14 protein-coding genes, 3 pseudogenes and 1 other annotated feature are annotated in these 14,626 nt (G+C 67.7%); of the genes and pseudogenes, 12 read left to right on the top strand and 5 right to left on the bottom strand.

What is annotated here, in order from left to right; all coding sequences use genetic code 11:
* Positions 1 to 106: 106 nt before the first annotated feature.
* The 4 genes from JOD52_RS08605 to JOD52_RS08590 all read right to left on the bottom strand — a co-directional run bounded on the left by JOD52_RS08605 (position 107) and on the right by JOD52_RS08590 (position 3,285).
* Positions 107 to 853, bottom strand: coding sequence for an ATP-binding protein (locus tag JOD52_RS08605; protein WP_338124028.1), 747 nt, complete (start codon positions 851 to 853; stop codon positions 107 to 109).
* Positions 850 to 2,412, bottom strand: coding sequence for an IS21 family transposase (istA, locus tag JOD52_RS08600; protein WP_204408388.1), 1,563 nt, complete (start codon positions 2,410 to 2,412; stop codon positions 850 to 852). Before istA ends, JOD52_RS08605 begins: the two co-directional genes overlap by 4 nt.
* A 133-nt stretch (positions 2,413 to 2,545) precedes the next feature.
* Positions 2,546 to 2,968 carry an IS3 family transposase gene (locus JOD52_RS08595; protein ID WP_204409495.1) on the bottom strand — a complete coding sequence of 141 codons (423 nt, stop codon included), beginning with the start codon at positions 2,966 to 2,968 and terminating at the stop codon, positions 2,546 to 2,548.
* Positions 2,882 to 3,010 (bottom strand) — a sequence feature (AL1L pseudoknot). (Overlaps the previous gene by 87 nt.)
* Complete coding sequence (locus JOD52_RS08590) at positions 2,971 to 3,285, bottom strand: transposase (protein WP_204409493.1); 315 nt, start codon at positions 3,283 to 3,285, stop codon at positions 2,971 to 2,973. Its footprint overlaps the feature before it by 40 nt.
* A 183-nt stretch (positions 3,286 to 3,468) precedes the next feature.
* Between JOD52_RS08590 and JOD52_RS08585 the strand changes: the two genes are divergently transcribed.
* From JOD52_RS08585 to JOD52_RS08535, 12 genes and pseudogenes are all read left to right on the top strand, one after another.
* A protein-coding gene (locus tag JOD52_RS08585) for an IS3 family transposase (RefSeq protein ID WP_204409491.1) occupies positions 3,469 to 4,634 on the top strand; the annotation gives its coding sequence in 2 pieces (ribosomal slippage) (positions 3,469 to 3,745 and positions 3,745 to 4,634; 1,167 coding nt in all).
* Between the two features lie 112 nt (positions 4,635 to 4,746).
* Positions 4,747 to 5,669 (top strand): annotated as a pseudogene (locus JOD52_RS08580) (IS481 family transposase); the annotation flags it as partial.
* 314 nt (positions 5,670 to 5,983) lie between these two features.
* Entirely contained in the window at positions 5,984 to 7,054 is a 1,071-nt protein-coding gene (locus JOD52_RS08575) for an IS110 family RNA-guided transposase (protein WP_204409489.1), read from the top strand.
* A gap of 4 nt (positions 7,055 to 7,058) precedes the next feature.
* Positions 7,059 to 7,157, top strand: a pseudogene (locus JOD52_RS17870) (IS481 family transposase); the annotation flags it as partial.
* A 36-nt stretch (positions 7,158 to 7,193) separates the two neighbouring features.
* Positions 7,194 to 7,922 (top strand): annotated as a pseudogene (locus JOD52_RS08570) (IS3 family transposase); the annotation flags it as partial.
* A 152-nt stretch (positions 7,923 to 8,074) separates the two neighbouring features.
* Positions 8,075 to 8,236, top strand: a complete 162-nt coding sequence (locus JOD52_RS17865; protein WP_376983389.1) for a helix-turn-helix domain-containing protein — start codon at positions 8,075 to 8,077, stop codon at positions 8,234 to 8,236.
* On the top strand, positions 8,181 to 8,384 hold the full coding sequence (locus tag JOD52_RS08560) for a nucleotidyltransferase domain-containing protein (RefSeq protein WP_204409485.1): 204 nt from the start codon (positions 8,181 to 8,183) through the stop codon (positions 8,382 to 8,384). Before JOD52_RS17865 ends, JOD52_RS08560 begins: the two co-directional genes overlap by 56 nt.
* 131 nt (positions 8,385 to 8,515) lie before the next feature.
* Entirely contained in the window at positions 8,516 to 9,655 is a 1,140-nt protein-coding gene (locus JOD52_RS08555; protein ID WP_204409483.1) for a glycosyltransferase, read from the top strand.
* 156 nt (positions 9,656 to 9,811) lie between these two features.
* Positions 9,812 to 10,702 (top strand): hypothetical protein, encoded by an 891-nt coding sequence (locus JOD52_RS08550; protein ID WP_204409482.1) that lies wholly within the window; start codon positions 9,812 to 9,814, stop codon positions 10,700 to 10,702.
* A gap of 54 nt (positions 10,703 to 10,756) precedes the next feature.
* Positions 10,757 to 12,877 carry a S9 family peptidase gene (locus JOD52_RS08545; protein WP_204409481.1) on the top strand — a complete coding sequence of 707 codons (2,121 nt, stop codon included), beginning with the start codon at positions 10,757 to 10,759 and terminating at the stop codon, positions 12,875 to 12,877.
* 120 nt (positions 12,878 to 12,997) lie between these two features.
* Positions 12,998 to 13,516 carry a hypothetical protein gene (locus JOD52_RS08540; RefSeq protein ID WP_204409480.1) on the top strand — a complete coding sequence of 173 codons (519 nt, stop codon included), beginning with the start codon at positions 12,998 to 13,000 and terminating at the stop codon, positions 13,514 to 13,516.
* A 237-nt stretch (positions 13,517 to 13,753) separates the two neighbouring features.
* A complete protein-coding gene (locus tag JOD52_RS08535) occupies positions 13,754 to 14,230 on the top strand; it encodes a hypothetical protein (RefSeq protein ID WP_204409479.1) in 477 nt (158 codons plus the stop codon).
* 11 nt (positions 14,231 to 14,241) lie between these two features.
* Here the strand turns inward: JOD52_RS08535 and JOD52_RS08530 are convergent, their stop codons facing one another.
* On the bottom strand, positions 14,242 to 14,622 hold the full coding sequence (locus JOD52_RS08530; protein ID WP_204409478.1) for an MmcQ/YjbR family DNA-binding protein: 381 nt from the start codon (positions 14,620 to 14,622) through the stop codon (positions 14,242 to 14,244).
* Positions 14,623 to 14,626: the final 4 nt, after the last annotated feature.

The raw sequence follows: 14,626 nt of genomic DNA, 5'->3' as shown, positions 1-14,626 counted from the left end.
TCGTAGTCGTGGGAGCCACCGAATCTTGCTCTTGGGGACCGCCGATCGTGCCGACGGGGGCCAGTAGCCGCCGCGGTGGGGACCACTGGCTCCCGCCGGCATCGGGTCACTGGGGCAGTGCGGTGTGTTCTCGCATGTTCCTGTCGCCGGTGTCGATCCAGATTGTGTTGTGCACGATGCGGTCCATGATCGCATCGGCGTGGACTGCTCCACCGAGCCGGGCGTGCCAGTCCTTCTTCGGGTACTGGGTGCAGAACACGGTCGAGCCGGTGTCATAGCGGCGCTCGAGCAGTTCCAGCAGCATCGAACGCATTCCCTCGTCAGGATGGTCCAGCAGCCACTCGTCGATCACCAGCAGCGAGAACGTGGAGTACTTCCGCAGGAACTTCGTCTGGCCCTGCGGCTTGTCCTTTGCCAGGGCCCAGGCCTCTTCGAGGTCGGGCATTCGGATGTAGTGGGCTCGGAGCCGGTGCTGGCAGGCCTGCTTCGCCAGCGCGCAGCCGAGGTAGGACTTCCCTGAGCCGGTGAAGCCCTGGAAGACCACGTTCTGTTGCCGCTGGATGAAGGAGCAGGTTGCCAGTTGCGCGATCACGTTCCGGTTCAGTCCCCGTTCCTCGACCAGATCCAGCCGCCGCAGGTCCGCTCCGGGATAACGCAGCCCCGCCCGGCGGATCAGACCCTCGACCTTTCCATGATTGAAGATGGAATGCGCCTCGTCCACGATCAGCTGGAGCCGTTCCTGGAACGACATCCCCAGCACGTGAGCCTCATCCTGGGCATCGATCGCGTCCAGCAGCGCGGTCGCGCCCATCTCGCGCAGCTTCCGCTTCGTGTCGTTATCGATCACGCTCACCGGACACCTCCGGCGTAGTAGTCGGCGCCACGGACGTATCCGCCGTCTTCCGCGGGTTCCTCGCGGGGTGGACGCAGGGCGGCGACCTTGTCCTGCCCGGTGGCCAAGATCGGGTGCAGATGCGCATAGCGCGGTGAACGGACCCGTCCCGTCAGCGCGAGTGCGCAGGCCGCCTCGACCCGATCTACGGAGAAGCGGCGAGAGAGCCGTAGCACCGCCAACGCGGGATCCAGGCCCTGTTCCACGATCGGCACGGACTCGAAGATCCGCTGGATCACGATCACCGTGGCCGGCCCGACCCGATCTGCCCACGCCCGCACCCTCTGCGCGTCCCAGGCCTGGAAACGCTCGCCCGCAGGTAGGTCCGCGTCGTTGGTGCGGTACTCATTGCTCGCGGTCTCCGGGAGCAGCAGGTGACTGGTCAGTCGCTGGCTGCCCTGATAGATCTCCAGCGTCCGGGCCGTGATGCGCAGATCGACCTTCGCGCCGATGTGCGCGAACGGCGCGGAGTAGAAGTTCCGCGCGAACGTGACGTGCCCGTTCCTGCCCACTCGTCGTCCGTAGTGCCATGTCGAGATCTCGTAGGGCACCGCCGGCAGCGGCGTCAGCAGCGGCCGCTCCTCCGCGTCGAACACGCTGGCGCGGGATCCGGGCCGCTTCTGGAACGGCTCCGCGTTATAGGCCTCCATCCGCTGCCCGATGGCGGCTGCAAGTTCGGGCAGGGACGTGAATCGCTGATCCCGCAGCCCGGCGATGACCCAGGTCGCGACGTGCGCGACGGTGTTCTCCACGCTCGCCTTGTCTTTCGGTTTCCGCACCCTCCCCGGGAGCACCGCCGCCGAGTAATGCGCTGCCATCTCGCGATACGCATCGTTCAGGACGATCTCGCCCTCGCGGGGGTGCTTCACCACACCGGTCTTGAGGTTGTCCGGAACGATCCTCGGGACCGTCCCGCCCAGCGCCTCGAACATCGCTACGTGCGCTCGCAGCCAGGACTCCTGGCGCATATCCAGCGCCGGGAAGCAGAACGCGTAACGAGAAAAAGGCAGGCAGGCAACGAACAAGAACACCTTCGAGACCTCGCCGGTGACCGGATCGGCCAGCTCCATCGTGGGGCCGGACCAGTCGACCTCCACGCTCTGGCCGGCCTTGTGACCGACTCTCGAAGCGGCACCGGTGACCATGACGTGGTGCTGGTAGGTGCGGCAAAACCGGTCATACCCCATCGCCGGATCCCCAGCCGCCGTGGTCGCGTCGAAGTACTCGCCGTGCAACAGCTTCAGCGTCACGCCGACCCTGGCCATCTCTCGATGGACCTGTTCCCAGTCCGGCTGTGCGAACACGCTCTCGTGCTCGCCCCGGCCCGGGAACAACCGGGCATACACCTGCTCATCGGCGACGTCCGCGATATCGCCCCACCCGATCCCTGCAGCGTCAGCGGCCTCGAACACCGCCCTCACGGACTTGCGGGACATGCCCTGCGAGGACGAAATCGCTCGCCCCGACAGACCTTCTGCGCGCAGCTGGAGCACCAGCTTCGCCCTGATCTTCCGTACCATTCCAGATTGCTCCTTCCGCCGCGTGCCCTATACACACGGCGGAAGGAGCGTAGACAGAGCGGCCCCAACGACACCACTGGTGGTCCCGAACGACGCCACCGCTACGGCAGCGACGTGGCACCCGAACCCTCGATCAGCGGACCCCAGCGAGGCGAATATTCAACTGGTTCGCAGCGGTCGCGGTGAAGTCGCGCTCGACCAGGTCAGGACGGCTCTCCGGGCCGTGCCCGGGGATCGTGGTGCGGGGCCCTTTGGCCCGGGAGATCCCTCGCAGGCCCGCGACTTTCATGAGTCGCTCGACCGTGCATCGCGCCACCTGGACGCCCTCCCGGCGCAGCTGGGCATGCATCTTCTTCGCCCCGTAGATACCGAAGTTCGCTGCGTGAACGCGGCGGATCTCGACCAGCACCTCTTCGTCCCGCACCGCACGACGCGAGGGCGGACGGGAGTGGAAGGCGTAGTAGGTGCTCGGCGCGATCTGCGTGCCCGCCGCGGTGAGCGTGCGGCAGATCGGCTCGACGCCGAACTCCTCTCGATGCAGGTCGATGAACTGCACGATCAACGCGGTGGGCAGTCGAGCTCCGCTGCGAAAAAAGCCGAAGCCGACCGCAGGATCGCGTTGGCCCGACGCAGCTCGCGGACTTCCTTCTCCAGCTCCATCACTCGTTGGGACTCATCCGTCGAGGTCCCGGGCCGATCACCGAGGTCGATCTGGCGCTGGCGGACCCAGCCCCGGAGCGTTTCCGGGTTGATGCCCAACTGGTCACCGACACGGCGGAAGACCGCCCTGCCGTTGCCCTCCTTGACCTGGTCCAGAGCCATGCGGATCGCTCGCTCCCGAAGCTCATCAGGGTACTTCCGTGGTGCTGCCATGCTCCTCATCCTCCCGTGGGATCAGAGCCTCCACCAGACCCGGGGCGATTCAATGGGTGGGAGAGCTGCCCAAGCTCTCGCTAAGTTGTCAGATTCCTCAGCGCCACTGCTCATTTGACCTGACCTTTGGCTCGGTTTCCAGTTGACGTCGCTAGTCGATGGTCTTCATGGAAGGCTCTTCGCATGCCCCGCCCGTACCCTCCCGAGTTCCGTGCCCGTGCTATCGCTCTGGTCCGCGAGGGCCGCCAGGTCAAGCAGACCGCACTGGACCTGGGTATCCACGAGGTCACCCTCCACAGCTGGCTGCGACAGGACGATATCGACCACGGCCGCCGGCCGGGACGAAGCAGTCAGGAATCTGCCGAGCTCCGCGCGGCGCGCGGCCGTGTTCGGCAGCTCGAGCAGGAGATCGCGATCCTTCGCCGGGCCGCGACGTGGCTCGACGAGGAGGGAGGAGTCGCCCCAAAAGGGCGCACCCGGTGATCGACCGACTCGTCGACGCCGGGGCACTCACCAGCACCTGCTGCCGCCTATTGGGCGTCTCCCGTCAGGGCTACTACCGGTACCGAAAGCGCCCGACCAGTTCCACTGAGCTGCGCCGCCGCTGGCTGACCGGGCTGATCAGGGAGATCCACGTCGCGTCCCGCGGCACCTACGGCTACCGCCGCATCCACGCCGAGCTCACCATCGGAATGAACATTCCGTGTTCCAGCCGGCTCATCTCCGTCCTCATGACTCGCGCCGGAATCGGTGGCCTTCCAGGCCCAGCCAGAATCAAGCGACTCAAGGGGGTCGCCACAGCGGACGACCTGGTCAACCGCAAGTTCCACCGTCTCGAACTGAACGAGCTGTGGGTCACGGACATCACCGAGCATCCCACCCGGGAGGGAAAGGTCTACTGCGCCGCCGTGCTGGATGCTTGTAGCCGCAAGATCATCGGCTGGGCTATCGACTCCAAACAGGACTCCACCCTGGTCGTGAACGCTCTGGACATGGCAATCCGTGCACGTCAGCCAGGGCCCGGGGGGATCGTTCATGCGGATCATGGAGTCCAGTTAACCTCCTGGGTCTTCACTCAGAAGATCCGTTCAGCGGGACTGCTGCCGTCGTTCGGGACCGTAGGCGATGGCCTCGACAATGCGATGATGGAGTCGTTCTGGTCGACGATGCAGATCGAGCTGCTGAACTGGAAGAAGTGGAAGACGCGCATCGAGCTCGCGAACGCGATCTTCGAGTACATCGAGGTGTTGTACAACCGTCGTCGACGGCACTCCTCCCTCGAGTACGCGACACCCCACGACTACGACCTCGCCCGCACCCCGCGGGCACTCACCACCACCAGAAGCTAGCTGTTGCGGGTTATGACGTTGTAGTCAGCGGGGTGGGGATGAAGGAACGGGTCCCTGACCGGCACGATGGGTGGTGCTGAAGCCATTCATCTGCTGGGAGGAGACCCGTTCCGTGATCCACCGTAATGCCCCGCTGACCGTGCTCGGAAGGCAGCGCGCCGTCGCCCAGGTGATCGAGCGTGGTCGGCCGATCGCGCACGTCGCCGCCGAGTTCCACATCGCCCGCGCCACGCTCTCGAAGTGGGTCGGCCGCTACCGAGCTGCCGGTGCGGCCGGGCTCGAGGACCGCTCCAGCGCCCCGGCGAACCGCCCATCGCGCCTGAGCGTGGAGGTGGTGGAGCTGATCGAGCACTGGCGGCGGAAGAAGAAGTGGTCGGCCCGCCGGATCGCCCGTGAGCTCACCGACGGCCACCACGCCCAGTGCAGTGTCCGGACGGTGACGCGGTGGCTGGACCGACTCGGCCTGAACCGGGTCCGCGACATCACTCCGGACGGCGAGAACCTGCGCCGACCAGGGAAGATCCTTGCCCGCTATGCGGGCCATATGGTCCATATGGACGTGAAGAAGGTCGGGAAGATTCCCGACGGCGGTGGTTGGAAGGTCCACGGTCGTAGCAGCGAGAAGGCGCGGGTGAACAAGCGCGCCACAAGCAGAAGGTCGGCTACACCTACCTCCATTCGATGATCGACGGGTACTCCCGCCTGGCTTACACCGAAGCGCTCGAGGACGAGACCGCCGCGACGACCATCGCCTTCTTCCACCGCGCGAGGGCGTTCTTCGCCGAGCACGGGATCACGCGGATCTCCCGTCTGGTCACGGACAACGGCAAGAACTACACCGCCAGGTCGTTCCGTCGTTCGAGCTGCGCGTTCATCGGCCGGCACCAGCGCACCCGGATCTACACGCCCCGCCACAACGGGAAGATCGAGCGGTTCCAGCGGATCACCGCCGACGAGTTCCTCTACGCCGAGGTGTTCACCTCCGAACAGGAGCGTCGGAACCGCCACGGCGTCTGGCTGCACCACTACAACTACTGTGAGTCTTTGAGCGGCTGGTCTGGAACTGGCTGGCAGGGTGAGCGTCGTGCTGCTTCCGCGCCGAGGCCGTGGCTCTTACAACTATTCGCCCCCATCGGGTGCGTTTCGATGGACATGTCCGGCTCCGGCGTGGGGTGGCCGGCGCTCGCCCGGCCCACTCCGATGGCTTGATCAGAAGACTGTCCGCCCTCGTCCTCTCGGCGAGGTCGTGACTCATCACAGTATTGCCCCGAAGTGACTTCCATCCAGGCTTGCGCCGGCCCGTAGCGGCCGCGTCATCAGTCCTGACTTGGAAGGAAATACGAACCGCCATGGCCATCGTCGCGCATACTCGCCCGTTCGTCATCGGAGTGGATACCCATGCCCGCAACCACAGTTTCGCGGTCCTGACTGCAGCCACCGGCGAGCAAATCGCTGCCAAGCAGTTCCCGACGACGTCCGCGGGCCTGAATCGCGCCGTAGCCTGGGTCTCTCGTCTCATTGGCGGGAACCTGACCGCTCTATGGGTGATCGAAGGCGCCGCTACCTATGGCGCACGGCTCGCACGAGTCGTGACCGACGCTGGCTACGAAGTCGCCGAGGCAGCCAGGATGGATGCTCGGACACATCATCGCGTTGGTAAGTCGGATCTCCTCGATGCGCACCGCATCGGCGCCTCGGTACTGCCGCTGGAAGACGACCGGCTACGCCATCCCCGCTCCGACGCCGGCTTGCGTCCCGCGTTACGCGTCCTGACGAGCGCGCGGGAGAACATGAGCTCGGAGCGCACGGCCAGCGTCAACGCTCTCACCGCCCTGTTGCGCACCGCAGATCTTGGCCTCGATGCGCGGAAGCCGCTGACAAACGGGCAGATCACCGAGGTGGCGTCTTGGCGCACTCGAGTTGAAGACCTCGAGCTCGCGGCTGCACGAGCCGAGGCTCACCGGCTGGCCAAGCGAGTTCGTGCTCTCGACATTGAGCTCGCCGACAACCGCTCGCAGCTCGAGGAGCTTCTGCGTCAGAGCAAAGCTGCCCCATTGCTGGACGTGATCGGCGTCGGACCCGTGACCGCCGCAGTCGCCTATTCAGCATGGTCACACCGTGGGCGCTTGCGTGACGAAGCTGCCTTCGCGGCGTTGGCCGGCGTGAGTCCCATCCCTGCATCGTCGGGAAACACGACTCGCCACAGGCTGAATCGCGGAGGCGATCGAAGGCTCAATCGCGTGCTCCACATGGCCACGGTCACCCGAATGGTTCACGACCCCGAGACACGCGCTTACGTTGACAGACGGCGAGCTGAGGGGCGCACGACAAAAGAGATCCGACGCTGCCTCAAGCGCTACCTCGCCCGGCGGATCTATCGAACTCTCGAGGCGCTCCACGCGGCGCCGACCACGGCTTGACAGACATAGAAGAGTCCATCGGCCCCACACCGCCTGCGGCGATCAGCCCCCGGCCTCACGCCTCCACGCCAGCGTCGACAACGTCATGACCAACTACAGCTAGCGACCAAGAGTGGAAACCAAACCGTAGGGCAGGTCAAACTGTCACCTGAACGTGCGGCAGTCCCATCCCGAGTTCGGGTATCGGTTCCTCGCCGGTGAAGCGGAGGCCGCTGGCGAGTCGATGTGCGAGCGGACCGCGTGGAGGATCTGCCGGGACAACCAGTGGTGGTCCGTGTTCGGGAAGAAGCGCGGCAAGAACGGCAAGCGCCCGGGCCCGCCCGTGCACGACGACCTCGTGAGGCGAGACTTCACCGCCGACGACGTCAACGAGCTATGGCTGACCGACATCACCGAGCACCGGACCGACGAGGGGAAGCTCTACCTCTGCGCCATCAAGGACGTATTCTCCGGCCGGATCGTCGGCTACTCGATCAGTGACCGGATGAAGGCTCGCCTCGCGGTGAACGCCCTGAACAACGCAGCTTCACGGCGTGGCGACGTGGCTGGTTGCATCGTGCACTCGGACCGAGGATCCCAGTTTCGAGCCCGGAGCTACGTGCACGCCCTGAACCGTCATCACCTCATCGGCTCGATGGGGAAAGTCGGTGCTGCCGGGGACAACGCCGCGATGGAGTCCTTCTTCGCACTGCTCCAGAAGAACGTCCTGGACCGCAAGCGCTGGCGGACTCGGGAAGAGCTGCGGATCGCGATCATCACCTGGATCGAGCGGACCTACCACCGCCGCCGTCGGCAGGCCCGCCTGGGCCGATTGACCCCCATCGAATACGAGACCATCATGAACCCGACCGTCAGCCTGGCGGCCTAACCCCAACTGACACCTGATCGCGCATCAGTCCCGTCCACGTCTGCTGCGATGAGGGATGCGTATCGCCTCGATTCGGGATCGACTTCTACCGCCGAACCGGCCGTCATATCGCGGGCTGTGCTCCGCATCTGGAAGATCTGTGATCGCGACGCTTGCAAGCGGGGCTCACCCAAGTGAAGCTCGCCCAGCGCAGTGGTGTTACGCAGCCCGACATCGCTGCGTACGAGAGCGATCCTTCGCGTGCTGGAGCACCACCGCATGAGCAACCCGCGGATCTTCAGCTCCGTCCCTCAGCACCAGGAGCACGCCCATAGCGACATCGACCTGCTCGTGTATGTGGACCCCGACCTGGACCTGCTCGATCTCATCGATGCCGCGAGCGAGCTGGAGGTGCTTCCGGGCAGGGCAGTGGACCTCATCACTTCAAGGTCCCTCCGCTACCCGCCCCCTTCCTCTCGGTAGGGGGGCCTGAGCGCGAGTTCGTGCTGGTCACAGCCCCGACGCCCCCACCTGATACCGGGGGTGGGTAGTGTGCGGAGCGGGGTTTCTGCGCTCCCTGCGCCGGTCCCCTCCGCTGACGAAAGGTGTTCGCCATGAGGATCGCGCTGATCTGCCACCCCCACCACCCCATCCGGGAGCCCTGGGCCGGGGGCATGGAGATGCACACCTCGATGATCACCGCGGCCCTGCTGGAGCGCGGCCACCAGGTCACGCTGTACGCCAAGGAAGGCAGTGAGATCCCCGCCGGTGCGAAGTTCGCGCAGATCGAGAGCAGCGAACACCAGTACGAGCTGAACCCGGACCAGCAGCGGGGAGCGCTGCAGGCGCGGCGCTCCGAGGAGGCGATCCGCCGGGCCTGCGAGATGGCCGCCAGCACGGACGACGACCTGGTTGTCAACAACTCCCTCAGCCCCCTGCCGCACCAGCTGCTGAGCTCATGCCGCCTGCTCACCATCATGCACAGTCCCGTGCCGGTGCCCGCCTTCGTGGAATTCTTCGCACGCACCTCCGAGCTTCCCGAACAGCACCGCTTCGTGACCGTCTCCGAATCCAACGCCAAGGCCTGGCGCGAGCACTACCCCGAGGTCGGCGTACTGCCCAACGGCATCGACATCGACTACTGGTCGGCCGCCCCCGAGACGTCGACCCCGACCGGTGAGTCGAGCACCCGGGCCGACGGACCCGCCTCCCGGCCCCACGACGGACTACGAGAGCGCCCTGTGGCCCTGTGGACGGGCCGCATCACCCACCAGAAGGGCCTGCACATCGCGATCGAAGCCGCCCGACTGGCCGAGGTCGATCTGCGCATCAGCGGCTTGCGCTCAGACCCCGGCTACTTCGAGGAGAAGATTGCTCCGCACCTGCGGAAGGAGAGCGAGCACGACTCCACCGCACCGGCGTACCTGGGCCACCTTTCCCACGCCGAGATCCGCGAGCAGCTCAGCGCGGCCGACGTGTTCATCGCCTCGCCGCTGTGGGCCGAGCCCTTCGGTTTGGCCCCCGTCGAGGCGATGGCCACCGGCACGCCCGTGGCCGCCACCCCCCGGGGAGCGATGCCCGAGGTGATCGGCGACGGGGGAGCGGTCGCCGACTCCGCAGACCCCGCGGACCTCGCCGAGGCCATCCGGCGGGCCCTGCACATCACCCCCGATGCGGCGCGCTCCAATGCCGCCCGGTACAGCCTGGAGGCCATGGCCCGCCGCTTCGAACAGCTCGTCTCCGAGATCCACTGAGCTCCGTGAGGCAGTGAAGGACGACGGCTAGTCTGACCGTGCGCCAGCGGAACGCGAGACACGAGCAGGGGGATCCGCATGCAGGACCGTCAGGACGACTCGGCAGACTTCTCACTCCCGGACTTCTCCGGAGGCGGCAGCCCGGGTAGTTCCGGGGTGAGCGGGGGACCCGCAGGTGGTCCTGGTCCGACGGGGCCCACCGGCCCTGCGCCGCAAGGACCGGGCGGTGGTGGATCGCGCCGCGGCCTCTGGCTCGCCCTCGGCCTCGGGGGTGCCGGCCTGCTGCTGGTGATCCTGGTGGTGGTGGGCCTGGTGCTGTCCCAGACGGTGTTCCCCGGCGGCCAGGATCCGCTGACCGGCGGTGACCCCTCCACCACACAGGAGGAGACCGACGACGAGGAGAGGACGCGCGGCGAGTACATCCCCAGCGAGGAGGAGACCACCCAGCCCGAACCGGAGCAGGGGCCCACCATGACGGTGGCCCCCTCCACCGAGTGCACGCTCTACGCCCCGGGCAGTGTTCAGGAGCAGCCGGAGGGCGAGATGCGCGGAGGCGGCCTCTCTGTCCCACTTCCCAGCGGCTGGGAACGCCTCTCCGGCAGCGCCGGGCAGCAGCCCCACCTGGAGGATTCCGAGAGCGCCTGGACACCGGTCGAGGCCGGCTGGTACACGGCCGTGACCGTGGGCCGCGTCGCCTACCCGGAGGAGACAGGCGGGTACCCTGGTGCCGAGGCCGCCGCCCGCCACCTCTTCGAGTGCTCCATCACCCGGGACGACTCCGCCGAGGTGTTCACCGACCAGCCGCAGGTCAGCGAGATCCACGAGGAGGCCACGACCGTCGACGGCCACCCGGCGCACCTGTTCGAGGCCACCGTCGCGATCACAGGTGAGACCACCTTCGAATCCACCGACTCCTGGCGCTACGCCGCGATCGTGGTCGAGACCCCCGGCGGCCCCAGCGCTTTCGTGGGCGGTGCCGCCACCGGGCATGGTGACCAGATGCAGGACCTCGAGGACATGAAGGAAGGGCTCTCGGTCACGGAGTGACCGAGCGGGGCGCAGTGCGCAACGGGCACGCGTCCTCGTGATGCAATGGGGCCCATGACCGACACCCCCCGTGACGCCGCTGCCAGCACCGACGCCTCGCCCAACCAGTCCGCCACCGATAGCCCGACGATCTTTCACGACCTGCACGCCTTCGTTGCCGAGCCGCGCATCACCGGGCTGTACCTGGCGCCCGCCGGGGACCGTCTGGTCGCCGCCCGCACCGAGCTGAACAAGAAGAGGAACGGGTACGTGACCGCACTGTGGGAGCTGCCGCACTCCTCCCGCCGCTCCCGCGGGCACCGCTCCGCCGCCGATGCCGGCCAGTCCCCGCGTCGCCTCACCCGCGGCGTGGACGGTGAGGCGCTCGCCGGGTTCACCGCCCACGGCGACCTGCTGTTCACCGCCAAGCGCGACACGGGCGATGACGAGCACACGGACGAGACCACCCTGTTCCTGCTGCCCCGCGGCGGGGGCGAGGCCGTCGTGGTCGCCCGTCGTCACGGCGGCTTCGCCTCCCTGTCCATCGCGCGCGACAGCGGCCGCATCGCCCTGACCAGCGCGATCCACCCGCGCGCCGCCGACGACGAGGACGATCGCGCCCTGGCCTCCGAGCGGCGTGAGACCAAGACCTCCGCCATCCTGCACACCGGTCACCCGGTGCGGTACTGGGACCACGACCTGGGCCCCGCCCGGGACCAGGTGCTGATCGCCGAGCCCCTGGATCCCACGGACCCTGATCCGCGACTGGACCTGCGCCGACTGACCTCCTTCGGTCCCGCCGAACGACTGGGGGAGGTGATCATCAGCCCCGACGGCCGCACCGTGTACGCCGACGTCAGCCGCACCCTGCACGGCACCACGGCCCGCTCACGCATCGTCGCGATCAATGCGGACAGCGGTAAGGTGCGCACGCTCGCAGCGCAGGACGATCACAACCTCGGCCTGGCGGCCCTCAGCCCCGATGGCTCCGTGCTGCTGCTGAGCCGCAGCACCGTGGCCAGCGACACCCGGCCCCTCGCGATGGAGCTGGTGAAGGCCGATCTGGAGAGCGGTGAGCTCACCCCCGCCTACACCGGCTTCACCAACTGGCCCTCCGATGTGCGCATCGCCCCCGACAACACCACCGCCTACTTCACCGCCGACCTCGAGGGCCACGGCGCCATCCACCGCCTGGACCTCGGATCCGGCACCGTCACCGTGCTCACCGAGGACGCCCGTCACTACAGCGCCCTCGCCCTCGACGAGCGCTCCGGGCGGCTGATCGCGCTCGCAGACGCCATTGACGCCCCGCCGCTACCGGTGCGCTGCGACCCCGCCACCGGCGAGATCAGCCCCATCCCCTGTGGGATTGAGGCGCCTGCCGTGCCCGGGTCGCTCACCGAGGTGACCGCAACCGCGGAGGACGGCACCCCGCTGCGCGCCTGGCTGTGCCTGCCCGAGAGCGCCGGAGCGACAGAGCCGGCACCCCTGCTGCTGTGGATCCACGGCGGGCCCTTCGGATCCTGGAACTCCTGGACCTGGCGCTGGAACCCCTGGACCGCCACCGCCCGCGGCTACGCGGTGCTGCTGCCGGACCCGGCGATCTCCACCGGCTACGGCCAGGAGATGATCGACCGCGGCTGGGACCAGCTGGGTGGCAGCCCCTACGACGACATCATGCTCCTGACCCGCGCCACCCTGGAGCGTGACGACATCGACGAGACCCGCAAGGCCGCCCTGGGCGGCTCCTACGGCGGGTACATGGCCAACTGGATCGCCGGCCGTACCGGCGACTTCTTCGACTGCATCGTCACCCACGCCTCCCTGTGGGCGCTGGACCAGTTCCGTGGCACCACCGACACCGCCTCCCACTGGGCCGCCCACCTCAGCGACGAGCACAACGCGAAGTACAACCCGGCCGACGGCATCGACGCGATCACCGCCCCCATGCTCGTGATCCACGGCGACAAGGACTACCGGGTGCCGATCGGGGAGGGCCTGCGGCTGTGGTTCGAACTGCTGACCGCCGCTGACCAGGACCCCGAGGACAACCCCCACCGCTTCCTGTACTTCCCGGACGAGAACCACTGGATCCTCTCGCCCAACAACTCGGTGATCTGGTACGAGACGGTGTACGCGTTCGTGGACCGCCACGTGCGCGGGATCGAGACCGAACTGCCCCGCCTGCTGGGCTGACAGCAAGAAACAGCTGTTCAGCAGTGAATCCCCGCTGAAGGCTGTACCGTCGATCAGTAGCGCAACGCCCCCGACTAGCCCCGGGGGTGCGAACCGTGGCGCCCGCGGCATGATGTCCCGGTGATCTCCCCGAACGTCGCCATGAGGGTGCTGAGCTTCCCGCCGGCGCGCGGTGCACTGTCCCTGCTGCTCCTTGCCATGGTGCCGATCGGGCTGGATGCGGAGCTGGGCGGGGCAGCACAGCGGATCGCTTTCTCCGGGTTCGCGGCGCTGCTCGGCACTCCGATCTGGGCCTGGACGTTCGCCGGCTTCTGGAGCCATGTCGCCTGGCCGGGCCCCGAGGAGGGCTCCGTGGTGATCGCGGCACGGCCGCGCAGGCTCGCGGTGCTGCTCTCCTGGACGGCGCTGGGGGCTGTGATCGTCGGGGTGCCCGGAGCAGTCGCCGCAGGGGTGCTCGGCAGCGCGGACCAGGTGATCCTCACGTTCCTCGCGATCGCAGCAACCGGCCTGCCCGTGGCCGCGCTTCTTCCCCGCCTCAGCCGATGGCACGTGATCCGCGGCGGAACCGTCTCCACCCGGCGGCAGGGACTGGATATCCGCAGCCTGCGCCAGAAGGGGACTCGACGACTGCGGTATTGACGGCTGGAGGACCTGGGAGGCCAGGTTCAGGTCGCCGAGGCGCTGCCCGGCCGGGCAGGTGAGCACCTCGCCCCCGGTGTCCGGTGGTGCACTGGGGCCCGCGAGGCCCTGCAGCGGTGGGCGATCGAGGGTTTCGATCCCACGCCCGAGGAGGTGCGGCGCCTCGGCCTCGACCCTGCCTGGTCTTCCGACCCCCGCGCGTCGAAGGAGAGCCCGCAGGCACGTGTGCTCGTCATCGTGGCGCTCTCATGGGCATTGCTGGTGTGCGCCCTGCTGCTGGCCGGGCTGGTGTACGCGGTGGTCACGGCCCCGCCACCGTGGTGGATCCTGCTGTTGGCCTGGGCGCCCGCCCTGGGCGTGGCGATCCTCGGCCAGCGACTGCTCAGGGCACTGCACCGCTGCGCGCGGTCGGGGGACGAGCCGGCCCGGATCACCCGCGAGGGATGGGAGGACCTCACCACGGCCGATGCGCCCGGGTTCCGCGACCCGGACCTGGGCAACCGGATGAACGACCGCTCTCGAAATGGGGAGTTGCTACCTCGGCAGGCACGCCGAGGTTCGGAGGGAGCCCTGGTGCTGTCGGCCCCCGGCATCTCGCCTATGCCCCGCATACTGGGGCTGCGCTCCTGCTCGACCGCGCCGTACGCATCGGCGGTGCCACCGTTAGTCGGATCCCGGACACCCGTGAGTACGCTCCCGCACCGCACCGGATGAGGTGGCCGCGATCAGCCGCGACCAAAGGACTCCGGATCCACCGGCTGCTGATCGCGCGGCAGCCTCTGGACCACCAGCAGGTAGGACTCGGTGACCAGGTCCCGCAGCAGGCTCTCGTCCACGGGACCACCCGGTCTCACCGTGACCCAGTGCCGCTTGTTCATGTGGTAGCCGGGCGTGATGTCCTCGTGGGCGCCGCGCAGGAGTTCGGCATCGGCCGGATCCGCCTTGAGCGTCGCGACCGGCACCCCGGACAGCTCCGTCATCAACAGGAACACCTTCCCGCAGACCTTGAACACCTCGTGGTCCGGCCCGAAGGGGAATCCCCCGGAGGACGCAGGCAGCTCCTGGGCCCGATCACGTGCGCACGCATGCAGGTGCTGTGCATCCACCTGT

The organism is Brachybacterium muris (genome assembly GCF_016907455.1).
Taxonomy (GTDB): domain Bacteria; phylum Actinomycetota; class Actinomycetes; order Actinomycetales; family Dermabacteraceae; genus Brachybacterium; species Brachybacterium muris.
This window is presented reverse-complemented; position numbering and strand designations above follow the sequence as displayed.

Bases quoted from the DNA above. Each gene is read 5' to 3' on its own strand.
- istA (WP_204408388.1), bottom strand. From the start codon at position 2,412: ATGGTACGGAAGATCAGGGCGAAGCTGGTGCTCCAGCTGCGCGCAGAA.
- JOD52_RS08590 (WP_204409493.1), bottom strand. From the start codon at position 3,285: ATGGCAGCACCACGGAAGTACCCTGATGAGCTTCGGGAGCGAGCGATC.
- JOD52_RS08575 (WP_204409489.1), top strand. From the start codon at position 5,984: ATGGCCATCGTCGCGCATACTCGCCCGTTCGTCATCGGAGTGGATACC.
- JOD52_RS08560 (WP_204409485.1), top strand. From the start codon at position 8,181: ATGAGCAACCCGCGGATCTTCAGCTCCGTCCCTCAGCACCAGGAGCAC.
- JOD52_RS08555 (WP_204409483.1), top strand. From the start codon at position 8,516: ATGAGGATCGCGCTGATCTGCCACCCCCACCACCCCATCCGGGAGCCC.
- JOD52_RS08545 (WP_204409481.1), top strand. From the start codon at position 10,757: ATGACCGACACCCCCCGTGACGCCGCTGCCAGCACCGACGCCTCGCCC.